Genomic DNA, 23,409 nt, shown 5'->3' on the forward strand with positions numbered 1-23,409 from the left:
CTCTTAGGACGCTAAAAGGTAAGCTGCTATCACCCCATGCTGCGCAGGAAATCCTCGGTTTCCTTCACGAGTTGCTCGGCCTGCGGCGCGCCGATGGAGGCGTCGCGTTCGGCTTCGGCGTTGAGGTCGTATTCACGCTCCAGATGACGCACGTAATCGGCGAGATGGTCGTTGCAGCGAAGCAGCATGGAGGCCTGCGCCTCCCATCGTCTGGTTTTCTCCGCCAAGCCGCTCTCGTCGAATTCGATGCCGGTGAGGCATGAGAGTCCACGCATCAGTTCCAAAGTGCCCTGCGCGCATTCCTCGCTGCCGAGATACTGCGGAAGGGACACCCACATCGAGGTCGTGGCGAAGCCCGCTTCGTCGGCCATCGCGTCCAATACCGTCGGAATGCCGATCGGACCGTTGTATTGCCGGTCGTCCTCGCAGGCGCGGCTTCCGCTGCTGATGCTTATCGGCAACGGACGCGTATGCGGACAGTCGGCGAACATGGCGCCCAAAGTGACCACATGGTCGACGTCCAGCTCCTCGGCGATATGCAGGCTCTGCCGACAGTATTCCCTCCAACGGTAGTTGGGTTCCGGTGCGATCTGCGCGATGATGCGTTGCCTGCGCGAAAGCGCGATCTCATAGAACGTCGTCTGAGGCCAGATGATGCGGGCGCGGCCGGTGACATGGCACATCATGGGACGCGACACCTGGTAATCGTAGAACCCGTCGCAGCTGATATGGCGAATCTCGCGCGACTCATAGTGTTTGACCAGATGGCGGATCACATTGGTGGCCGCCTGGCACGCGTCGTTCCAGCCATCGAACGCGGCCACCATCACCAGGCCGGACCGCTGCTTCGTATCTTCTGTCATGTTTTCTACAGTAGCGGTTTTTCCGCTTGCGCATCCGCTTCAGCCGTAAGCGAGGAATGGCGGAACGATGCGGAAAACCCACTGTATCGGCTGCGCGACACGCCCTGTTTTGCAAATTACGCCGATGTGGTTATAGTAGTGACTCGTGCTTCGGCGGGTACAAACCGCTGGGAACACATGCGGACATAGCTTAGTTGGTAAAGCGCAACCTTGCCAAGGTTGAGACCGCGGGTTCGAGTCCCGTTGTCCGCTCTAGGTCCGAAGAGTTGACGAACCTATATGGTGGGTTAGCCAAGCGGTTAGGCAGCGGCCTGCAAAGCCGTATAGACGAGTTCGACTCTCGTACCCACCTCTCAGGTGACTGGGCAACCAGTCGACTGAGACGCAGACCCGGGCGGTTGGCGCAGTGGTAGCGCACTTCCCTGACACGGAAGGGGTCACAAGTTCGAATCTTGTATCGCCCACTCAGGTCGGAGCAATCCGGCCGGTGATAACTGAATACCGTATTATTACGGGCGATTGGCGCAGCGGCTAGCGCACTTCGTTCACACCGAAGGGGTCGTAGGTTCGATTCCTACATCGCCCACCGGAATCCCGCTTCTCACGGCGGGAATCCTTCGCGGACATAGCTTAGTTGGTAAAGCGCAACCTTGCCAAGGTTGAGACCGCGGGTTCGAGTCCCGTTGTCCGCTCCATGAGGCCTCGCCGAACGGCGAGGTTTTTTCGTATATCTATCATTTCCGCCATGTTGGTCAGGATACAAGAGATCCAACGGGCGGCTGCACGCACGTTCGGGCGGTTTCGTCAAGCTTCGGGCGGTTTTATCAGGTCTCGGGCGGTAGCCGTTTGTGGTGTAGTCATCCCGCGTACGATGAGCATAATCATCAAATCGTTGGAAAATAGCCGTTTCTACGAATCCAGCATTCTCATTCCAGCCGTATCGGCTTTAATTCAGCAGGAGAACAAACCGCCCGTAGACCGATGAAACCGCCCAAGTGATAAGGTAACCGCCCGAATGGGTTGCTGACCGCCCGGACGATAAGGTAACCGCCCGTATTGGTGGCCAACAGGGACGCGAGAAAGATGGTTGAAGCGAATTCATGACCGCTAGCGGGTTTTGAAGTGGGTGAACAGGTCTCGTTCCCGGATGGTCAGCGCGGCGGCCATGGTTCCGGCCCATGCGCCGAAGAGCACCCATAGGCCTTCCTTGAGTTCGATCATGAACACGTCGGGAGCGCTTGTCATGCCCTGCAGGCGGATCATGACGTACAGCGCGGCGTATGCGCTGGCCCAGCCGATCAGGACGGGAACCAGATGCTCCACCACCATCTGCAGCACCACGGCCGATTTGCCCGCACCGGCATGCATATTGCCCGATAATTCCAGCTTCCTTCTTCGGCAGAACGCGGCGGCGGCCAACGCCATCAGCACGCCGGCCGCGGGCACGGCGAATCTGGTCAGACGGGACGAGAACATCCCATACGCATCCATCGTGTCCCCCAAGGTGTAGTTCACCTGACCGGTCTGGGAATGCGACGGGTCCATGCTGTAGAACACGCTCAGACGCAGCGTGTCGGTCATATCCGAGGACGGCCACACCGACGCCCAACATTCGTCGAAGGCACCATACGACGCCACCGGCATCAGCACCGCATAGCCGATGCGGGAGTCGCGCCCGTCCTCGGCCCAGTCGTACACGCCGGCCACCCGAATCTCACCCTGCGTCGTCTCCAACACCGCGCCCTGCGACACCGCTAGCTTCTCGGCCACCGCTCGCGGCAGCCACACCCCCTGATGGTCGTCGTTGCCGGCGTCCACCACGTCGAGCAGACCGTCCGTGACCTCATAGATGACGAACCGATTGTCGGGCAGCACGTTCAGGGTCATCTCCCCGGCCTGACGCAACGCGCCGGACGCCTCGATGCCGTCTTGCGACGTCAGCTGCGCGCAGGCCCTCCCATCGACGCCATCCTCGTTCTTGATAAGCGTGACGTTCCCTTTGGCCTCCCGGTATTCGATCGCCTGACTCTCCACGTCGAGTATCTGCCAGACATCCAATCCCGCGCAGCACAACACCAGAAGAAACGACAGCAACACCAGCGGCACGGCACCGGCCATGCCGGAGGTCATATCCCTCCACGCCTCGCGTATGATCTCTCTCAGCCTCATCGCTCACTCCGATCTGGCGTACAGGTCAAGGTCGATGACGCGGTCGCATGCTTCGCGGGTGCGCGGGTCGTGTGTGGCGATGATGACCGCGGCTCCGGAGCGCGCGAGCTGCGACAACGTGGAGTTGACCAAATCAGCCGTACGCGTGTCCAACTGCGCGGTCGGCTCGTCCACCAGCAACACGTTTGGCTGCGCGTTGATGGCTCGCACCAGCATCAGCCGCTGCGCCTCACCACCCGACAATTCCTGGAACAGACGGTTCTCCAGCGCCGACAGGCCGAAGGAATCCAATATGCTTCTGGCCTGCTCCTCGGCATATGAGCGCGTGTGTCCGGCCGCGAGCAGCGGATAGGCCGCGATGTCGAGCACCGTGCGCCACGCCGCCCCATACGGGTTCTGGAACACCCAGGAGATCCGGCACGGCTCTCCCCTGCGCACCACGCCCTCCGTCGGATTCTCCCAACCGGCGATAATCGACAGCATCGTCGATTTGCCGCAGCCCGACCGTCCGCACAACGCCAGTATCTCGCCGTCGCGCACAGCGAACGACACATGCCGCCACAGGAACGGCGAGCCCGCGAACCGGTGCCCCAGATCGTCGACCTCGACTCCGCGGGTCGCCTCGCCACCGCCCGCCATCAGGTTTCCTCCCCGGCGGCGTCGCCCTTGTCATCCGTCTCCCCCACCGTCGCGGGACAGGTGATGTCGGAGCTCCCGTCGGAAACATCCACCGACCGCAGTCCGGACGCATCGGAACCGTCCAATAGTCCGACCATCGCATATCCGTTCTGCGAACCGTACAGCCGGACGGGTACCGCCTCGCCGTCATGCCTGACGCAACCGACCCCGTCGAGAATCGAGAACACCGAACCTGCGGGCACCTTCAACGCCGTTATCGGCTCTTTGAGTCGTATGGTCGCATCCAGACCCGAACGCTGCCCTTCGTCCGTCATCAGCCATACGGCGAACTGCGAAGTCCCCTCGACCTTGTCGAGGAACGCCTCGTCCACAATCCGACCGTCCTCAGGCAGAGCGGTCTCCTCCCCCGCGATCGTGATGACACGCTCCCCCTGCGCCAGCGTGTCCGGCAAGGTGACGTCGATGGATTGGATGGACGATGCCATCACGCCGATCTCCTGCGGCGCGGCCTGGCCCCGGACCAGCATGCAATCCTCCAACACCACGGACTGCCGCGGCAACCACAGCACGCCCTGCAACGACACCACACCGGTCTGTTCCAGCCCGTGGGCCTCCTGCAACGCGGCCACCGCCCACCACAGCGAGGAATCGAACACGTCGTGCGACGCGCCGTCCACCTGCGCGGCATAGCCCAGACGGACCAATTCGTCACGCAGCGCGCCGACGTCCCCGCCGGACATGCCGGCCTGCAGATCGCGGTACAAGGGCACCTCGGTGTACAAGGCGACCACCGGCGTTCCATCGACCGCGAACGGGGACGACCCCGATTCGATCGTCGATCCATCGCCCACGGAAAGCGACGTCACCGTGCCGCCGCCCTGCCAGGCAAGACTCTGTCCCTGATTCACTTGGGGAACGGCCACGACCGTCCGCTCGTCATCGAACGACTCCTCCACAACGGGCACGCTCCCCGAATCAGACGGCGCGCGAAGCGCGTCCGGCACGGGAGACGGAACCAGCGCATAACCGACCGCCAGTCCGACGACCAGACACGCCACGCATAACAACGCCAGAAACGCCGGGCGATTCCGAACCCGGAGCCGCGAATCCCCACCGAACTTTGCGGACCGTCCTTCTTTCTTCCCCACCATGAATTCCCCCTATTCGTCGGAGTCGGAGCCGAAATCGCCGCCGAGACTCAATCCGCCCAACGAAATGCAGAACAGCGTCTGCTCGTCATCCGAATCCACGGGGAAGCCGAACGCCGCCGACGGATTTCCTCCCGATCCCGAGGAACGTGACGATGACAGACGGTCCAAACCGCTGTTGAACTGGGCCGCGGTATAGGAATCATCCACGATTCCGGCCTCGCGCAGGCACTGCACCGCCACGATTCCTCTGTCCTTGTATCGATCAGGATTGTCCTGCTGGTCGCGGTATTCCGCCTCGATGACGGAAGTGGTGCCCTGCGAGCATGTCATCACCGCGTCGAAATACCCGTCATCGGTCTGCGACTCGTCGGACAACGAATACAACCCGTTGGGCAGCTTGTCGAACACCAGATGGTCGTATCCGCTGGTCTCCATGCACCGCACGTACAACGCCTGGGCCTGCTCGTAATCATCCTGCGAGATCCGGCCGGTTTCGACCGCCCGCTGCAACACCCCGCGTTCGAAATCGCTCAAATCCCCCGATTCAAGCTCAGCTTTCCAATCATCGACCAGCGGACCATACCGCTCCGCCGAAGCCACCTCCTCCTCGAATGTCTGCTCCCCTGCCGGACTGGCGGTACCATCGCCGCCACCGCAGCCGGACAACGCCGCGACCATCCACAGACTCGCCAGTAGGGCGGCGCTTCCTTTGAACGCAGTGCGATACGCGCTGCGTTGCGTATGTGCGATGATGCCGTGCATATTCGCTCCTCTCTTCATGGAGTCAATCCCATCTTTCATCTCATTTTGACTCTTGGACTTGCCGTAGTCTCTCTTCGAGATAGCTCGTAGCGGCAGAATAAATACACCGGTATCAGTGCCGCGGCGCACTCTCCCTGACAACACTGGCCTTCGACTGTTGAATCGAAAACCTTTTCTATCATCCTAATTTAGCAAGGCATCCGATATTTTTGTCCCCCATTTAGGGGACAGCGCGTGATGGTTCCGTTATTGGCCAATACGACGGACTGCTTCCATACCTCATCGGAGACACTTGTAGGTGTAATTCACCGGTGTTTGAAGAGGCGGAAGAGTTGGGATTCGCGGATGGTCAGGCCGGTGGCGAATACGGCGGCGACCGTGCCGGCGAGCAACGCCAGCGGCATGCGTATGGATCCCATCAGCACCGTGGCGGTGTCGGCGGGTACGGCGCGCGCGCAGTAGGCGGTGAGTAGCGCGCATGAGCATATGTTGCCCGCCCCGCACCAGATCAGGGTTTCGGTGAGCATGCCGAGCAGTTGCGCGCCTTTGAATTGCCCCGAATGCAAAGCGCCGGCGTATTCGAGCCGTCGGCGTCTCACGGCCACGACGCCGATCAGCATGCCGACCGCCAATGCGAGGTAGGGCATGATCCGGGTTATGCGCGTTAGGTAGGTCGCTTGAGCGTCGTAATGCGTGTCGAAGCCTTTGTTGAGCCGGGTCACGCCGGGCTGCGACCGCGTGCCGTCGGACGCGGTGGCGGAGCCGGCCGTGGTGTACAGCAGCGTGTCCAGTCCGTCGCTTGTCGGCCATTGTTTGGCCCAGCATTCCTGATAGTCGCCGTCGGACGCGGAGGTGGGGATGACGAGCGCGTAGGCGAAACGGGTGTCGCGTCCGTCGTTGGGCCAGTCGAACACTCCCGCGATGGAGATATCCCCTTGGTCGGTTTGGATCCGGCTGCCGACCGTCAGCCCGAAGTCCTGCGCCACTTCCCGGGACACCCACGCGCCGGACGTGTCGGATCGCATGCCGGTGGTTCCCGAGGCGAGCAGGTCGATGACGCCGCCGGTCACCTCGTAGGAGCCCAGGGTTTTGCCAGGCGTGGCGAGAAACTCGACTTCGGATCCATCGCGCATCGCGCCGGATATCGACGGCCCTCCCCCGGCCTCGGACAGCCGTTCGCAGGCCACGCCGTCGACAACACCGCCGACGATGGTGGCGACGTCCGCGTTGGCGCGGATGCGGGTTACGGCCTCGTTCTCCAACGCGACCACGGACACGGCTTCCGCCCCGCCCAGCAGAGCCCCCGCCAATGCCACCGCGAGCATGAGCGCGAACGCGCGTGAGGCGCCGCACGAGATGTTACGCAGGCTTTCCGAGATGATGGAACGCAATCTCATAGCCGCTCGCCCCCTCCGTCGGCGTCCGCCGGCGCGTAGTCGGCCAAGTCGATCACCCGGTCGCAGGCGTCGCGCGTGTCCGGGTCATGCGTGGCGATCACGACGATCATGCCCTGTCCGGCGAGCCGTCCCAACACGTGGCTGACCGAATGCGCGGTGCGCGTGTCCAACTGCGCGGTCGGCTCGTCCACCAACAGCAGGTCCGGCCGTGAGCACACCGCACGGGCCAGCATCAGCCGTTGCGCCTCGCCGCCCGACAGGTCGGAGAACCGGCGGCCGGCCGCGTACCCCAAGTCGAACAGGCCCATCGTCTCCAACGCCCGCGGCTCGGCCTCGCGGCGCGTCAGGCCCTTGGCCAGCAGCGGGAACACGACATGGTCCAACGCGCTGCGCTCGGCCACCCCGTACGGGTTCTGGAACACCCAGCCGACGCGTTCGATGTTCTCCCGCTCCACATGGCCCGCATACGGTTTCTCCCATCCCGCCAGAATCGACAGCAGTGTGCTTTTGCCCGAACCGCTCGGCCCGCACACGGCGACCGTCTCGCCGGGCACGAAAGCGGCATCCAACCGTTCGAACAGCACGTCGGTGCCCAGGAACCGGTGCGCCAAACCGACGGCGCGCACGCAAGCCTCAGCCATGCCCGTCTCCCTACCCGCAGGTCAGGCCGTCGAGCCGGCTGCCCAACAGCACGCTGGAGATGTCGCCGGGAGCCATATCCTCAGGAACGACCAGGCTCACACCCAACTCGCCGCCGATGATCGACACCCTCACCGGCTCTCCTTCGGAATCGCCGTCGGCGGGGGCGACGCATCCGATTCCGTCCGCGATGCCGAACACCGCGCCCGCCGGCACGCGCAACACCTCGACCGGCTCGGCCAACGACAGCGTGCCATCAAGACCGACCGCCAACTGATCCCCGTCCAACGACGCGATTTCGGGAACGGCCGCGACCTGCGAGAGGAATCCCGCGTCCGTGATCTCGGTCGCCCCGGCCGGCAGCGTCACGCTCACGCCGGCCACGGTGAGCGCGCGGTCCCGCTCGGACGCCTGGCCGCCTTTGATCGAAAGCCGGGTCATCGCGCCCGGCACCACGCCCACGGCGGTTCCGGCCGTGACCTGCGCGCCCTGGACCGCCGTCCACGACCCCACCGCCACGGATTCCTGCGGGATCCACAACGTGTCCGCCAAAGACAGGGACCCATCCGACTCGTTGCCGTTGTCGACCATCAACTGCCGCCACCCGTCGGACGTGGCCCAGGAGAACACGTCGGACTCCGGCGCGCTGTTGTATCCCAAACGGTTCAGCTCGTTGTTCAACGCCAGCACATCCTGCCCGCGGTCGCCGGTCCTCAGATCGCGGTACAGGGGCGTGGCCGTGGCCAACGCCACCACGGAACGCTCGCCCACCCGCATCACGCCACGGCCGGACGAAAGCCCCTGCGCCGACCAGTCCGCCGTCACCAGGCCCGACGTGTTCGACAACAGGTCGCGCGCCTGCGACATCGACGGCACCAACGTCACCTGCTGACCGCCCGCATACTCCTGCACACTCGCGGGAGCGCTCGTCGTCTCGGCGGGCGCATCCAACAACGCGGGCGCCCGATCCGGCAACCACAACGCGCACGCGCCCACCGACACACACGCCGCAATCACCACCGTGACCAACATCCACGTCCACGAACCAACCCGACGACCCGCCACGGGATGATCCGCGGAACCAGCCCCACGATTCCGCCGGCTCACGACGCGCCTCCAATGGCCGACGGATCGATGAACATGTACCCGTTGGCGGCCATACAGGCCATCACCTCCGGATCATCCATGTCGATGCCGGTATCGAGCTCTTCCCCATCGCTTTTATGCGCCGCTTTATCCTGATCCTCGCGATAATCCTCAACCGTGTACGATTTCGGTGCCAGACCGCCACGCCGCAGACAATCCACGGCACCCTCGTCATGATCGGCATACAGGTTCGGATTGCCGACCTGGGCCATATATATCTCATTCACCGCTCTCACATAGGTATCCCGGCACGAACCATCATCTCTACCCATTTTCTCGAGGTATGCCTGATCAGTGGATTGCTCTTCTGTCAAAGTACTCCCAATCGTATGATGGATGCCGTTGGTGTAGGTCGCCAATTCCGGCCGGTCGTACCCCTTGTCGACCACGCAGGTCTGATACCGCTGCCACGCCGCCTCGTAATCCGACACGGACACCTCACCGCTCTCAGCCGCCCGCTGCAAGATGTCCCGCTGCTCCGCGCCCATCGAACCATCATCCTCCTCCAACAACTGCGCCGCATACGCACGCAACGACGACGCCAACCTCGCACCACCGGAATCGCCACCGCCATCCGCCCCATCAGACGACCCCGCGCAACCACACAACCCCACCGACAACACCACAGCGCACACCACCGCGGCCATACGACGCAGCACACTGTGGATATCAAGCCAGCAACTCACCAGATTTCGCCTTGACCTGTACATAATCATCCTCTTACGCGTTTGGATGCGTGCCGGCTTCTTCGCCAGCAAGCGTCATGAGACTCCTACTCTTGGCCATGATACATCTCCTCTTCGAGATAGTTTGTACGGCGGAACAATGCACCAGCACCAGTGCCGTAGCGTATCATTCCTGATGTCGCCGGCGTTCAACTGTGGAGTTGAAAGCCTCACTCATTGTCCAAATTCGGCAAGGCCGCCGCCATCTTTGTCCCCTGTTTAGGGGACGGCATTAATGATTCCGTTATTGGTCAATACTGTGGGCACCTAAGAAAGTGGGCCTTCAGAGGAGAAACCCGTTTATGCGTAAAGTAATTTCCTCTGCCCTACATTTCTTTGGTGGCTTTGCGGTCGTTAACCATCGGGCATCTATGCCAGAGGCATTCTGCAGAACACGTGCCACTGCCCGTCGTCCCGATTCGTTCGCATCTCACCTCCGAAGGATTCGATCCGAGCGCGGTGCAGCCTCAGACCACTGCCCGACGCCGGAGGGGAAACCCATCGAGACGGCCCTCGCGGGCAATCGTTGCTTTGCGTGATGGTCACCGCCTCAGGCCGGAGGCCGATGCGCATGCGGTACGTCGTGCCGGACGGTTCGCAATGCCGCTCAATGTTGATGTACAACTCCCGCAACAATGCGATGATCTCATCCGCACGCTCGTCAAGGACGGCCGCACACACTCCTCTGATCTGTGTATCGCCGGTGTATCCCAACTCCTTGAGCCGTTTGTCGCATGCCGCAGTGACGGATTCGATGGCGTCAGCCAATGGCAGGGAAAGCCCGTCATCAACGGATGAGGATTCGCGGTTCATCGCGTCGATTGCGCGGTGTAGCTCATGCAGGGCGTCGGATGCCTCTCGCTCCACTTCCCGCCATCCCATCCGATCGTATTCGTCGGGGTGTTCCCGTCTGACCTTTTCGGCCGCCACGAGAATATGCGTCAGTCTTCCCGAAACCGCATCGTGGAAGTATGAAGCCGTAGCGATATCACGACGAGTCCGGGCAAGCAGCCGTTCCGTCTCGTCGCGTTTCCGTTTGTCGTCGGACCGTCGGACCGCCACCCCGACCAAATACGTGGCGAACAATCCGATGGCGAAGTTCACAATCCCATCGGGCACGCTGAATCCCATAGCGTCGGGGAACCGAATCGTCGCAACGGTCACGGTTGCGACAACGGACGCGATCGCGACCACGCCCTCCCAATACCGCGCGTTCCGCCCCAACGCCACAATCGCCAGCAGCAGTCCCCATGTGCTGTTTGGGCCGGACGAGTCGAGCCCCGCGCCGAGATTGCCGACGGACACCAGAACCACGACCGCCCAAGCCGCTTTGAATCCACAACACGGCAAAAGCGCCACGGCAAGGCAATACCCCAGCGAACACAACATACCGAACCAAGTGCGGGGAGGATTGATCACCCAATCGGCGATCGCCAAGCACAGCACTGCCATCGCCAGACAGACGATGACCCAATCCGCGGTCGAACCCGGACCGCGGTCTCTCCAACGTCGCATATCAGGCAAAAGCCGCCTCGGGATATTCCCCATATGGCCCTCCGTCATGAACGCTGCCACCAATACTCCACAAGATCCGCCCGAGACGACAATCCCAAACGGTTCTGCGCCCTATCGAGATAGGTTTTGACCGACCCCGCCGAAATGCCGAGATTCCGCGCGATAACGGCGGGCTTGTTCGCCTGGGCGTACTGTTCGACGATCTCCCGCTCACGCGCGGAAAGATCAACGACGGTCGGCTCCATGTCCCCCGCCAACCGAAGATGCGCCCGTCGCGCGGAATCGAACGAGACGGACTCGGATGCGTCCAAACGAACGCTCATCGCCTGGTGATGGAGGATATCGCCGATCGCGGCGCCCATGCCATCGAAATCGTTTTTTCCCACGATGCCCTGAGCTCCCGCCTCGGCGGCACGGCGCGCGTAGTACGCCAGCGAAAACGCCGTGACGGCCAATATCGGAAGACTCCCGTCGCGCGACCGGATCGCACGACAGGCCATCAGACCCGACATATCACCCATCCTCATATCCATAAGCAGAATATCGGCATCGTTCATCGGATCCAAAGCACGCCGAACCGCCCCATGCCCCGTCGTCTCCGACCAGGCGAGCGTGACCCGCGGCAGCCTCCGCCTCAGCACCGCCATAAGCCCCATCAGCGCGCAGCCGTCATCGTCCGCCACCGCCACCCGAATTCGCTCAACCATACCCGCAAGTATAGGGCCAACACCACTGGCCTGTCCGGACCTGTCCGGCGACGCCGTCACTTCTCGCGACCGGTCGCCGTCCGATGGAAGAGCAAGCCTATTCCTATTCCGATATGCCCAGGAATGGCGTTGGATATGTTCTGCGTGGTTCGCGCGTTTAACGGTGGTACAGGGCGTGGCGCTCGTATTTGGGCTCGCAGCACACGTTGATGCCCAGCTTGCGGTAGATCTGCTCGTCGATGGCCGAAATGATCACCGAGAAGAACGCGTCGCAGCCGCGCAGCCGCTCAAGCGCGGCGAGGGTGCGCGCCGCGTCCTCGCTTGTCGCGCTGGTGATCGACAGCGCGATCAGGGTCTCGTCGGAGTGCAGTCGCGGATTCTTGCTGCCCAGCTGGCGGGTCTTCAAACGGCTGATAGGCTCGATGGCGTCGTTCGAGATGACCTCGAGCTCCATATCCACGCCGGCGACCGCCTTCAGGGCGTTCATGAGCAGCGAGCTCGCGGCACCCAGGCGTGTGGACGTCTTGCCCGTCACCACGGTGCCGTCGGGCAGGATCATGGCGCCCGCCGGAGCGCCCGTGGTCTCCTCCTTGAGCAGGGCTGCGGAGCGGGCCGGCGAGAAATCCTTGTCCACGCCCGCTTTCTTCATGATCAGCTTGAGCTTGTCGACCTGCTCGCCGCCCACACCCGTGCGCTTCAGGTTCACGGCGGTCTGGAAGTAGCGGCGCACGATCTCCATTTTGGCGGCCTCGCGGCAGGCGTCGTCGTCCACGATGGCGTATCCGGCCATGTTCACGCCCATGTCGGTGGGACTCTGGTAGGGGCTCTCCCCTTGGATCCTCTCCATCATGGCGCGCAGCACCGGGAACGCCTCGACGTCGCGGTTGTAGTTCACCGTGGTCTTGCCGTACGCCTCCAAATGGAAGGGGTCGATGATGTTCGCGTCGCTGAGATCCACCGTGGCGGCCTCGTACGCGATGTTGACCGGATGGTTCAGCGGCAGGTTCCAGATGGGGAAGGTCTCGAATTTGGCGTAGCCGGCGGTCCTGCCGCGCTGGTGCTCATGGTAGAGCTGCGACAGGCAGGTCGCGAGCTTGCCCGAACCGGGGCCGGGGGCCGTCACCACCACAAGCGGCCGCGTCGTGGCGATGTAGTCGTTCCTGCCATAGCCTTCGTCGGACACGATCAGGTCGATATCATGCGGATATCCCTTGATGGGATAGTGCGTGTAGCAGGTGATGCCCAACTCCTCCAGGCGGCGGCGGAACACATCGGCCGCGCTCTGTCCGGCGTACTGGGTGAGCACCACGGATCCCACATAGAATCCGTAGCCGCGGAAGATGTCCGTCAGGCGCAGCACATCCTCGTCGTAGGTGATGCCCAGGTCGCCGCGCACCTTGCTTTTCTCGATGTCGTTCGCGTTGATGGCGATGACGATCTCCACGTCGTCGGTCATGCTCTCCAGCATGCGGAACTTCGAGTCGGGGGCGAAGCCGGGCAGCACGCGGCTCGCATGGTAGTCGTCGAAGAGCTTGCCGCCGAACTCGAGGTAGAGCTTGCCGCCGAACTGTTCGATCCGCTCGCGGATGTGCTTGGCCTGCAGCTCGATGTACTTATCGTTATCGAATCCCTGGCGCATATGCGGACTCCCCTTTCGCTCGCGGACGGATGTGTGCGTGAATCGGCTCAGAGTATACCGAAACCTATCGCCGTGTCCATGCCCGACGCGCCTCCACTTCAAGAAAACGCCGCGTTCCCGCCGAAACGAATCGGTGAGGGAACGCGGCGTTCGCGTATAAGGCGCCGGCGGAATCCGCTACGCCACGGAGGGGTCGATGGCGGGCAGCACGCCTGTGATGAGCAGCAGCGCCACGACCACGGCCAGACCGATGCGGTAGATGGCGAAGGCCTTGTAGGAGAAGGTGCTCACGAACTTCAGGAAGCCGATGATCACGATATACCCCACGATGAAGGCGACGATGGCGGCGGCGATGGTCGGGCCCCAGCCCGGGAACATGCCGGCCTCGCCCGCGGCGACGTCCTTGACGGCGCTGACGGTTTCAAGGATGCCCGCGCCGAACACGGCGGGAATGGCCATCAGGAAGCTCACGCGCACCGCGGCCTCACGGGTGTATCCCAGCGCGCGGCCGAAGGTGATGGTGCCGCCGGAACGCGAGACGCCCGGAATCAGGGCGAGCATCTGGCCCACGCCGAACAGCAGCGCGTCCTTCATGGTCATCTGGTTCATGGTTTTGATCTGCTTGGAACGCGCGTCGAACACCCACAGCAGCACGCCGAACACGGCGAGCACGGTCACCGTGATCCACAGGTTGCGCAGCGAGGTCTCGATCATATCCTTGAACAGCAGGCCGGCCACCAGAATCGGCAGCGTGCCCACGATGATGAACCAGCCCATCTGCGTGTCGCGGTCCTTCGCGCCCAGACGGCTTTTCCAATCCTTGCCGTCCTTGCCGAACAGGCTGCCGAACCAATGGGTGAGAATACGGATGATGTCATGCCGGAAATACAGGATCACCGCCAGCTCGGTGCCCAACTGGATGATGGCGGTGAACGCGGCGCCCGGATCCGAGCCGATCATCAGATCGCCGATGATGCGGATATGCGCGCTCGACGAGACCGGCAGGTATTCGGTCAACGCCTGCACCAGTCCCAGAATAATCGCCTGAAAGAAATTCATAGCCCCTCTTCAAGTGCTCGATGATGTTCTTGCCGACCCCAGCCTACTCAAGGGGGTCTAAGAATGGAATCACCGGACTTCTTGTCTTGCACAATGCCCACAATAAAAGCGGTTTTTACGGATGGAAGCAAGGAGCGTTTATGGTGAAATATCGCAAAAGCAGGGCGTTTTCCCCGGCGGGGTTCTTCGAATGCGAAGGCAAGGGTCTGCAATGGCTGGGCGCGGCCCATGCGCGAGGAGGGCCCCGTGTGGCCGAGGTCTACGGTTGGGGCGACGGACATCTCGACATCGAACGCATCGCGGCGACCTCTCCCACCGCGCAGGCAGCCACCGCGTTCGGCGCGGCGCTCGCCCGCATGCATGACGCCGGCGCCGAGTATTTCGGCTCCGCGCCCGAAGGGTACGACGGCGTGTGCTATTTCGGCCCGTTGCAGGATCCCGTGCCGATGGACACCGGCGAATGGGCCGATCCGATCAGTTATCTGGCCGAAGGACGACTGCTGCCCATGGTCGAGATAGGCATCCGCCGCGGCACGCTCGACCGCGGAGACCTGGAACTCACCCAGCGTGTGGTCGACGCGCTGCCGGACATCATGGGGCGCGCCGCCGACGACAAACCGGCCCGCATCCACGGCGACCTGTGGAGCGGCAACGTGATGTGGACCGCCGATACCGGCGAGACCGAGGCCGTGCTCATCGACCCTGCCGCGCACGGCGGCCACCGCGAGGAGGACCTCGCCATGCTGCATCTGTTCGGCATGAGCTATCTGACGCAGATCATCGAAGGCTACCAGTCCGTGCATCCGCTCAAAGCCGGCTATCAGGAGCGCACCACCCTGTGGCAGCTCTACCCCATCGCCGGCCACTGCGTGTTCTTCGGCGGCGGCTACGTGAGCGAATACCGCGCCATGTGCCGCTCCCTGCTATAACGCGGCACGGCGCTCGGTCGTCCTTAAAATAGAGGAAAGCGAGTTTGGTGTGTCGGGTTCTCGCGACGAGCCCGATTTCGCACACCAAACTCGCGAATCAATCGTTTTAACTGAGCGAGGCTCAGAACCCCGGCACACCAAACTCGCAATAAGGTCCGTTACGGGTCTATCGGCGGACCTTGAGATCATCAATGGGAAGTACGTTTGATGTGTGCAGGGTGGGTGGAATCAGCTTAGGGCGTCCTTGAGCTTGGAGAAGAAGCCCTTCTTGGATCCCGTGACGGAGGGACGCGAGGATTGCGCCACATGCGCGGCATCGGCGTCGTGGCTGGCGGCGAACTGCTCCATCAGCGCGCGTTCCGAATCGGACAGCTTGGTGGGCACCTGCACGGCCACATGCGCCACGAGATCGCCGCGCTCATCCGACTGACGCATGCGCGTCACACCCAGGCCCTTGATCGTGACCGTATCCTCGGGCTGGCATCCGGCGGGCACGGAGATGGTCTGCTGCCCGTCGAAGGTGTCGATGGTGAGGTCATGGCCGAGCACCGCCCAGCTCATCGGCACCTGGATCCAGCAGTGCAGGTCGTCGCCGTCTCTCGTGAACTGCTTGTCGGCGCGGATGCGCACATCGACGTACAGGTCGCCGGCCGCGCCGCCGCCCTCACCCACTTCGCCCTGATTGGCCAGGCGCAGACGGGAGTTGTCGTTGATGCCCGCGGGCACCGTCACGCCGACGTTGCGCGTGGTGCGCACGCGGCCGTGGCCCATGCAGCTCGGGCAGGGATTGTTGATCACGGTGCCGTGGCCCTCGCAGCGCTCGCAGGGGGCGGAGGTCATCATCTGGCCGAGCATGGTGCGCACGACCTTCTGTCGGAAGCCCTGGCCGTTGCAGTCGGGGCAGGTGGTCGGCTGCGCGCCGTTGCTCGTGCCCGCGCCGGAGCATTCCTGGCACAGGGAGAAGGTGTTGATCCTCACATGCGCGGTGCCGCCGAACACGGCCGTCTTCAGGTCGATGCTGGCGCTCGCCAGCGCGTCGCGGCCGGGCTGGGTGCGCGGAACGGGGCCGGACGCGCCTCCTCCGAACGCCCCGCCGAAGAACTGGCCGAAGATGTCGCCCATATCCCCCATGTTGGAGAATCCGCCGAACCCGCCGGCGTTGGGGTTGTTCGGGTCGACGCCCTGGTCGTACATGCGCCGCTTGTCGGGGTCGGACAGCACCTCGTAGGCGTTGTTCACCTCTTTGAACTTGTCCTCGAATTCGGGACCGGCGATGTCGGGATGGTATTTGCGGCTGAGCTTGCGATATGCCTTTTTGATCTCGTCGTCGCTCGCGGCGCGGTCCACGCCCAGCGTCTCGTAGTAATCTGCCACAGATCGTGTCCTTCTGTTTGTTCTGTTGTGCCGTAAAGTACCGCGGGATATTGTGCCACAAGGCGGGGTCAGTCGCCATCCCCCTCATGGGCGAGCGATGCCGTCAGATAGCGCGCGACCGCTTGGACGGCCGCTATGGTGGCGGCGTAGTCCATGTGGGTCGGCCCGATGGAACCCACGAACGCCACCGGTTCCGCGTCGTTCTGTCCGCTATCGTCCGTCTGGTCGGACTGCTCGTCGTATGCCGCGTGCCGGTCGATCATATCGCCGCCATGTTTCGACGTCCTCGAGGGATTCGAATCATGTGAATCGGGGGAACCCCAGCCGGGGATGTCGAGTTCTCCCCCCTCGCCGGTTCGCGTTTTGGTCTGTCCGTATCCGCTGGCGACCACCGAGGCGTGCATCAGCCCGGGCGTGTGCGTTTCCGAGCCGATCGCCACGCCGACGCCGTCATGCCGAGGCATCGCGCTCATCAGCCGCATCAGCATCACCTGCTCCTCCAGCGCGTCGAACAAGGGCGCCAGGTCGGCGATGGCGGCATGTTGATGCGCCAGGCGGGATGTGCCGGACATATACAGTTCGTTGGTGCGTTCGCTGTCGGCCATGTTCTCGAAGGCGACGGCCAGCGATTCGGCAAGCGGGGCGAGCTCTTTCCATTGCGGCGCGGCGGCCATGGCGCGAACCTTGCGGGCCGCCGACGTCAGAGGCAATGACGCGGCTTCGGCGTTCACCGCATTGGTGAACCGCGCGGCGCCGTCCTGTTCGGGCATGGGATTTGCCACGATCGTATGCTGCGCCACGCGCCCGGTGTCGGTGATGACGACCGCCAGCAGGATGTTCGTCGCCACCGGCACAAGCTCGACATGACGCAGGGTGGATTTCGCCAGGGACGGGGCCGCGACGACGGCGACCTGCCCGGTGATTTCGGACAGGAGGCGTGCGGCGCGCTGCAGGGTGTCCTGCAGGCTGACCGAGCCGGAGAGGAAGCTGTCGATGCCGCGTCGCTGCGCGGCGGACAGCGGCACCACCGTGGCCAGACGGTCCACGAAATAACGGTATCCCTTCTCCGTGGGCACACGTCCGGCGGAGGTATGCGGCTGGATCAGATAGCCCTCATCCTCGAGCGCGGCCATGTCGTTGCGGACGGTGGCCGAGCTGACGCCCAGATCGTGCTGCTTGGTCAGCGCGGACGAGCCGACGGGCTCCTGGAACCGGATGTAATCCTCGACCACGGCGCGCAACACCACCATGCGTCGTGATTGCGTCATGCGCGCCTCCTTCGTACCGTCGATCCCGCTCCTGGTCTTTCGACCATTGTATTGGCACTCGGAGTGTATGAGTGCTAAGTACGCTTGTGGATTAATGCGTGGGCGATCAAGCCAAACGAATGTGAGCGCTAACGAAACAGAAGCTACCAAAACACGCTCAAAATACAACACGGTGTCTGCTCGAATGGGTAGCATGATAGAGCAATGTGAGGGCGAGTGTGGCCCGGCACAAGCCGGTGGCAGACCGCCCGAATTATTGGAAGGAAAGTTGACACCTATGACTGAATTCAAGGAGACCGAACTGGACAAGCGCGCCATCACGATGGCCAAGGTCCTCTCGGCCGATGCAGTCGAGAAGGCGGGCCACGGCCACCCCGGCTCCCCCGTCTCGCTGGCTCCCATCGCCTACACCCTCTACCAGCACTTCATCAAGCATGATCCGACCGATCCCAACTGGGAAGGCCGCGATCGCTTCATCCTTTCCGGCGGCCACGCCTCCCTCACGCAGTACGTCCAGCTGTACCTGTCCGGCTACGGCCTGACTCTGGACGACCTCAAGAACTTCCGCGGCGGCGCCGAGACCCGCACCCCGGGCCACCCCGAGTACGGCCTGACCCCGGGCATCGAGATGACCACCGGCCCGCTGGGCCAGGGCGTCGCCTCCGCCATCGGTTTCGCCTACGGCCAGCGCTTCGAGCGCGGCCTGCTCGATCCGGAGGCTCCGGAGGGCACCTCCCCGTTCGACCACAACATCTGGGTCATCTGCGGTGAAGGCGACATCGAAGAGGGCATCTCCGGCGAAGCCGCCTCCCTCGCCGCCAACCAGCAGCTCGGCAACGTGACCGTGATCTTCGACGCCAACCGCATCCAGATCGAAGGCGACACCAACCTGGTGCTCGCCGAGGATGTGCTCAAGCGCTACGAGGCCTACGGCTGGTATACCGACGAGTTCAGCTTCATCCAGCCCGACGGCTCCTACGTGGAGGACGTCGACGGTCTGGCCGCCGTGATCGAGAAGGCCCAGCAGGCCGCCCCGAACCAGCCGAAGCTGATCAAGATCGACACCCTGATCGCCTGGCCGGCCCCGGGCAAGACCAACGACCCCTCCGCCCACGGCTCCAAGCTCGGCGCCGAGGCCGTCGCCGGCATGAAGAAGCTCCTCGGCTACGATCCCGAAGAGAACTTCCATGTCGACGAGGAGGCCCTCGCCCACGCCCGTAAGGTCGCCGACCGCGGCCAGGAAGCCCACAAGGCCTGGGACGAGCAGTACAACGCCTGGCGTGAGGCCAACCCGGACAAGGCCGCCCTGTACGACCGCATCAAGGCCGGCGAGCTGCCCGAAGGCTTCGACAAGGCCATCGACGAGGCCGTCGCCTCCTTCGAGGTCGGCAAGGGCGTCGCCACCCGTGGCGCCTCCGGCACCGTGCTCAACGCGATCGCTGCCGTCATGCCGGAACTCTGGGGCGGCTCCGCCGACCTCGGCGGTTCCAACAAGACCGACCTCAAGGGCGCGGCCACCTTCGCCCCCGAGGAGTGCGCCACCAAGCAGTGGCCGGTGTGCAACAAGTACGGCCGTCAGCTGCACTTCGGCGTGCGCGAGTTCGCCATGGGCGCCATCACCAACGGCATCCTGCTCGGCTCCCACACCCGTCCGTTCGGCGGCACCTTCTTCATGTTCTCCGACTACGAGCGTCCGGCCGTGCGTCTTGCCGCCCTGATGGAGATCCCGAACCTGTACGTGTGGTCCCACGACTCCGTCGCCGTCGGCGAGGACGGTCCGACCCACCAGCCGATCGAGCACCTGGCCTCCTTCCGCGCCATCCCGCAGCTCGAGGTCGTGCGTCCGGCCGACGCCATCGAAACCGCCGAAGCGTACCGCGCCTTCTTCGAGAAGGACAACACGCTGCCGGCCGCGATGATCCTGACCCGCCAGGGCGTTCCGGTGCTCGCCGAAACCGCCGCCAAGGCCAAGGAAGGCGTCAAGAAGGGCGGCTACGTGCTGGTCGACACCGAGGGCACCCCGGATGTGATCATCATGGCCACCGGCTCCGAGGTCCAGTGGGCCGTCGCCGCCGCCAAGACCCTGGCCGATGAGGGCGTCAAGGCCCGCGTCGTCTCCATGCCGTCCGTCGAATGGTTCGAGGAGCAGAGCGACGAGTACAAGGAGTCCGTGCTCCCCGCCGCCGTCAAGGCCCGCGTCTCCGTCGAGGCCGGTCTGGCGATGCCGTGGTACAAGTACCTCGGCTCCTACGGCAAGCCCGTCTCCATCGAGCAGTTCGGTCTGCAGGGCGATGGCGCGCAGAACATGATCGACCTCGGCATCACCGCCGAGCATGTCGTGGAAGCCGCCAAGGCCTCCATCGCCGCCGCCAAGTGACCTCATCGAGGGCGTCATCGCAAGGTGACGCCCTCCCCCGTGTCCACACATCAGTTTTATTCCATAACGGAATAGTTAAGGAGAAATAATGACCGCAGCAACTCAGCGCACGTCCGATTCCGGCGTTTCGATCTGGCTGGACGACCTGTCCCGCACCCGCATCGAGTCCGGCAACCTGCAGGAGCTCATCGCCGAGAAGAACGTCGTCGGCGTGACCACCAACCCCTCCATCTTCCAGAAGGCCCTGAGCCAGGTCGGCCCGTACGACGCGCAGCTCAAGGAACTGGGCAAGGTCGACGTCGAGACCGCCATCCGCGAGCTCACCACCACCGATGTGCGCAACGCCACCGACATCTTCCGCGAGATCGCCGAGGCCACCGACTTCGTCGACGGCCGCGTCTCCATCGAGGTCGATCCCCGTCTGGCCCACGAGACCGAGGCCACTGAGGTCCAGGCCGTGGAGCTGTGGGAGAAGGTCAACCGCCCGAACGCGATGATCAAGATCCCCGCCACCCTCGAAGGCCTGCCGGCCATCACCTCCACTCTGGCCAAGGGCATCTCCGTGAACGTCACCCTGATTTTCTCGCTCGAGCGTTACGAGCAGGTCATCGACGCCTACATCGAGGGCATCAAGCAGGCCGACGCCAACGGCCATGACCTCAAGCACATCGGCTCCGTAGCCTCCTTCTTCGTGTCCCGCGTGGATTCCGCCATCGACGCCAAGCTCGAGGAGATCGGCACCGATGAGGCCAAGGCCCTCGAAGGCAAGGCCGCCATCGCCAACGCCCGTCTCGCCTACGAGCTGTTCGAGAAGAAGTTCGCCGAGTCCGCCGATTGGGCCGCCCTCGAAGCCAAGGGCGCCAAGAAGCAGCGTCCGCTGTGGGCCTCCACCGGCACCAAGAACCCGGCCTACTCCGACTGCCTGTACGTGGACGAGCTGGTCGGCCCGTTCATCGTGAACACCATGCCGGAGAAGACCCTGGACGCCCTGGCCGATCACGGCAACGGCGCTCCGACCATCGCCGGCACCTACGAGGAGAGCCACGCCATCATGGACAAGCTCGCCGAGCTGGGCATCGATTTCAAGGCCGTCACCGACAAGCTTGAGGCCGACGGCGTCGCCGCCTTCATCAAGTCCTGGGATTCGGTGCTCGCCGACGTCCAGGCCGGCATCGACCGCGTCAACGGCTGAGACCGCCTGCTAGTCTCACGCTAGGATAAGACGAGAATGGCCCCGCACCTCACGGTGCGGGGCCATTCTCGTCTTCGAATTACAACGCTTTAACCATCTGCGGATGTTATCGGCCCGAAAACCGCATAATGGCGTTGTTTGATCGGCTTGGGTGGTTAAAGCGTTGTAATTAACAGTGTGTCAAGTACAACGATTTAACCACTTTCGGGCCTGACCTCTCCAAAAAACGCATAATGGCGTCACCTGATTGGTTCGGGTGGTTAAATCGTTGTCAATCGGACTCATACCTGCCGGTAGTAGCTGAGGAAGTCGCCGATCTCCCCTATCGTCTCGCGCAGCATGCCCATGCGCGGCAGATAGACCACACGGAAGTGGTCGGGGCTCTTCCAATTGAACGCCCTTCCATGGCTGATGAGAATATGCTTGTCGTGCAGCAGGTCCAGCGCGAACTGCTCGTCGGAGTGGATGTTGAACTTCTTCACGTCGAGCTTGGGGAAGATATAGAAGGCCGCCTTCGGTTTGACCGCCGTGACGCCGGGAATCTCGTTGAGCATGTCGTACACCAGATCGCGCTGGTCGTGCACGCGGCCTCCCGGCACCACATAGTCCTTGACGCTCTGGTGGCCGCCCAAGGCGGTCTGCACGATGGACTGCGCCGGCACGTTCGAGCACATGCGCATGTTGGCCAGCATGGTCAGTCCCTCGATATAGTCCTTGGCGATGCGTTTGTTGCCCGACAAAATCATCCATCCCACACGCCATCCGGCGATCATATGCGATTTCGACAGGCCGGAGAAGGTCACGCAGAACAGATCGGGGGCGAGCGACGCCGTGGAGATGTGCTCCAGTCCGTCCATGACGAGACGGTCGTAGATCTCGTCGGAGAAGATGATGAGCTGGTGCTCACGCGCCAACTGCACGATCTGCTCGAGGATCTCCTTGGGGTAGAGCGCGCCGGTCGGATTGTTCGGATTGATGATGACGATCGCCTTGGTGAGGTCGGTGATCTTGGAACGCATGTCCTCGATGTCGGGGAACCATTCGGATTCCTCGTCGCAGGTGTAATGCACGGCGGTGCCGCCGGCGAGGTTCACGCACGCCGTCCACAGCGGATAGTCGGGAGACGGCACGAGCACCTCGTCGCCGTCGTCGAGCAGGGCGGACAGCGACAGGTTGATCAGCTCGCTCACGCCGTTGCCGGTGTAGATGTCTTCGATGGAGACGTTGGGAATATGCTTGAGCTGCGCGTACTGCATGATGGCCTTGCGCGCGGAGAACAGGCCTTTGGCCGGCGAATAGCCTTCGGTTTCGATCAGCTGCTGCGCCATGTCGTACACCACCTCGTCCGGGGTGCGGAAACCGAATGGCGCGGGATTGCCGATGTTCAATTTGAGGATATGCGTGCCCGCGGCCTCCATGCGCATCGCCTCGTCGGCGACCGGTCCTCGCACGTCGTACAGCACGTTGTCGAGCTTGTGGGATTTGCCGAAGGTACGCATGGGAGCCGCTCCTTGCAGTGAGAGGGATGGATTGGATCGGGTTGTTTGGTTGGTGTTCGTTGGGTTCGACGATATTGTTGATGTGGCCGGGCCCGTCTGGTCCTCGTCCGGATCCGACTGCGCGGATACCCAGTCCGCATCCGCTCCACGCAGCCAGTCCGCGCCGACCTCAAGCGTGTCGGCGAGAAAGTTCAACGTCTCCTCGCGCGGCATGGTCTTCCCCGCGACGTACTGGCTGACGTGGCTTTTGCCGAGGCTGAGCCCCGAGGATTGCGCGGCCCGTACGATATCGACCTGTTTGAAGCCGCGTCGCTCCATGGCCTCGCGCAAACGTTCCGCGAATATTGAACTCGACATCG

19 protein-coding genes and 5 tRNA genes are annotated in these 23,409 nt (G+C 63.2%); 8 read left to right on the forward strand and 16 right to left on the reverse strand.

Going from position 1 to position 23,409, the window contains the following annotated elements:
- Positions 1-29 precede the first annotated feature (29 nt).
- Complete coding sequence (locus BL8807_RS09635; RefSeq protein WP_072726026.1) at positions 30-863, reverse strand: PAC2 family protein; 834 nt, start codon at positions 861-863, stop codon at positions 30-32.
- 179 nt (positions 864-1,042) lie between these two features.
- Here BL8807_RS09635 and BL8807_RS09640 point away from each other — a divergent pair.
- The 5 genes from BL8807_RS09640 (at position 1,043) to BL8807_RS09660 (ending at position 1,558) form a co-directional block, all read left to right on the forward strand.
- Positions 1,043-1,115 (forward strand) — tRNA-Gly (locus BL8807_RS09640).
- 29 nt (positions 1,116-1,144) lie between these two features.
- Positions 1,145-1,215, forward strand: a tRNA-Cys gene (locus tag BL8807_RS09645).
- Positions 1,216-1,255: 40 nt separating this feature from the next.
- Positions 1,256-1,327, forward strand: a tRNA-Val gene (locus BL8807_RS09650).
- Positions 1,328-1,376: 49 nt separating this feature from the next.
- Positions 1,377-1,449, forward strand: a tRNA-Val gene (locus BL8807_RS09655).
- A 33-nt stretch (positions 1,450-1,482) separates the two neighbouring features.
- Positions 1,483-1,558 (forward strand) — tRNA-Gly (locus tag BL8807_RS09660).
- Positions 1,559-1,970: 412 nt separating this feature from the next.
- On the opposite strand, the gene BL8807_RS09665 is transcribed toward BL8807_RS09660, so the two are convergent.
- From BL8807_RS09665 to BL8807_RS09720, 12 genes are all read right to left on the reverse strand, one after another.
- Positions 1,971-3,032, reverse strand: a complete 1,062-nt coding sequence (locus BL8807_RS09665) for a hypothetical protein (protein ID WP_143147991.1) — start codon at positions 3,030-3,032, stop codon at positions 1,971-1,973.
- Positions 3,033-3,035: 3 nt separating this feature from the next.
- A complete protein-coding gene (locus BL8807_RS09670) occupies positions 3,036-3,671 on the reverse strand; it encodes an ATP-binding cassette domain-containing protein (protein ID WP_072726022.1) in 636 nt (211 codons plus the stop codon).
- Positions 3,671-4,729, reverse strand: coding sequence for a peptidoglycan-binding protein (locus tag BL8807_RS09675; protein ID WP_158217139.1), 1,059 nt, complete (start codon positions 4,727-4,729; stop codon positions 3,671-3,673). The genes BL8807_RS09670 and BL8807_RS09675 overlap by 1 nt, the downstream gene beginning before the upstream one ends.
- Positions 4,730-4,831: 102 nt before the next feature.
- Positions 4,832-5,584 (reverse strand): hypothetical protein, encoded by a 753-nt coding sequence (locus BL8807_RS09680; RefSeq protein WP_072726018.1) that lies wholly within the window; start codon positions 5,582-5,584, stop codon positions 4,832-4,834.
- 305 nt (positions 5,585-5,889) lie between these two features.
- Entirely contained in the window at positions 5,890-6,981 is a 1,092-nt protein-coding gene (locus BL8807_RS09685; protein ID WP_083570226.1) for a hypothetical protein, read from the reverse strand.
- Complete coding sequence (locus BL8807_RS09690) at positions 6,978-7,622, reverse strand: ABC transporter ATP-binding protein (protein ID WP_083570225.1); 645 nt, start codon at positions 7,620-7,622, stop codon at positions 6,978-6,980. Before BL8807_RS09690 ends, BL8807_RS09685 begins: the two co-directional genes overlap by 4 nt.
- A 10-nt stretch (positions 7,623-7,632) precedes the next feature.
- Complete coding sequence (locus BL8807_RS09695; RefSeq protein ID WP_094725455.1) at positions 7,633-8,652, reverse strand: peptidoglycan-binding domain-containing protein; 1,020 nt, start codon at positions 8,650-8,652, stop codon at positions 7,633-7,635.
- A gap of 71 nt (positions 8,653-8,723) precedes the next feature.
- Positions 8,724-9,524 carry a hypothetical protein gene (locus tag BL8807_RS09700; RefSeq protein ID WP_226847331.1) on the reverse strand — a complete coding sequence of 267 codons (801 nt, stop codon included), beginning with the start codon at positions 9,522-9,524 and terminating at the stop codon, positions 8,724-8,726.
- A 336-nt stretch (positions 9,525-9,860) separates the two neighbouring features.
- Complete coding sequence (locus BL8807_RS09705; protein WP_143147990.1) at positions 9,861-11,006, reverse strand: sensor histidine kinase; 1,146 nt, start codon at positions 11,004-11,006, stop codon at positions 9,861-9,863.
- 44 nt (positions 11,007-11,050) lie between these two features.
- Positions 11,051-11,713 (reverse strand): response regulator transcription factor, encoded by a 663-nt coding sequence (locus tag BL8807_RS09710; RefSeq protein ID WP_072726010.1) that lies wholly within the window; start codon positions 11,711-11,713, stop codon positions 11,051-11,053.
- 157 nt (positions 11,714-11,870) lie between these two features.
- The gene (locus BL8807_RS09715; protein WP_072726008.1) at positions 11,871-13,352 is read right to left on the reverse strand and encodes a DUF1846 domain-containing protein; all 1,482 of its coding nucleotides are present in this window, start codon (positions 13,350-13,352) and stop codon (positions 11,871-11,873) included.
- 177 nt (positions 13,353-13,529) lie between these two features.
- Positions 13,530-14,411 carry an undecaprenyl-diphosphate phosphatase gene (locus tag BL8807_RS09720; RefSeq protein WP_072726006.1) on the reverse strand — a complete coding sequence of 294 codons (882 nt, stop codon included), beginning with the start codon at positions 14,409-14,411 and terminating at the stop codon, positions 13,530-13,532.
- Between the two features lie 140 nt (positions 14,412-14,551).
- On the opposite strand from BL8807_RS09720, the gene BL8807_RS09725 reads away from it, so the two are divergent.
- Entirely contained in the window at positions 14,552-15,340 is a 789-nt protein-coding gene (locus BL8807_RS09725; protein WP_072726004.1) for a fructosamine kinase family protein, read from the forward strand.
- A gap of 228 nt (positions 15,341-15,568) precedes the next feature.
- On the opposite strand, the gene dnaJ is transcribed toward BL8807_RS09725, so the two are convergent.
- Positions 15,569-16,714 (reverse strand): molecular chaperone DnaJ, encoded by a 1,146-nt coding sequence (gene dnaJ / locus BL8807_RS09730; RefSeq protein ID WP_072726002.1) that lies wholly within the window; start codon positions 16,712-16,714, stop codon positions 15,569-15,571.
- A 68-nt stretch (positions 16,715-16,782) separates the two neighbouring features.
- Complete coding sequence (gene hrcA / locus BL8807_RS09735; RefSeq protein ID WP_072725999.1) at positions 16,783-17,982, reverse strand: heat-inducible transcriptional repressor HrcA; 1,200 nt, start codon at positions 17,980-17,982, stop codon at positions 16,783-16,785.
- A gap of 277 nt (positions 17,983-18,259) precedes the next feature.
- Here hrcA and tkt point away from each other — a divergent pair, with 277 nt between their 5' ends.
- Together tkt and tal are read left to right on the forward strand one after the other, a co-directional pair.
- Complete coding sequence (gene tkt, locus BL8807_RS09740; protein ID WP_072725997.1) at positions 18,260-20,359, forward strand: transketolase; 2,100 nt, start codon at positions 18,260-18,262, stop codon at positions 20,357-20,359.
- An 88-nt stretch (positions 20,360-20,447) separates the two neighbouring features.
- Entirely contained in the window at positions 20,448-21,551 is a 1,104-nt protein-coding gene (gene tal, locus BL8807_RS09745; RefSeq protein ID WP_072725995.1) for a transaldolase, read from the forward strand.
- 281 nt (positions 21,552-21,832) lie between these two features.
- Here the strand turns inward: tal and BL8807_RS09750 are convergent, their stop codons facing one another.
- A complete protein-coding gene (locus BL8807_RS09750) occupies positions 21,833-23,407 on the reverse strand; it encodes an aminotransferase class I/II-fold pyridoxal phosphate-dependent enzyme (RefSeq protein WP_072725993.1) in 1,575 nt (524 codons plus the stop codon).
- Positions 23,408-23,409: the final 2 nt, after the last annotated feature.

The sequence above is a fragment of the Bifidobacterium lemurum genome (assembly GCF_014898175.1).
Classification (GTDB): domain Bacteria; phylum Actinomycetota; class Actinomycetes; order Actinomycetales; family Bifidobacteriaceae; genus Bifidobacterium; species Bifidobacterium lemurum.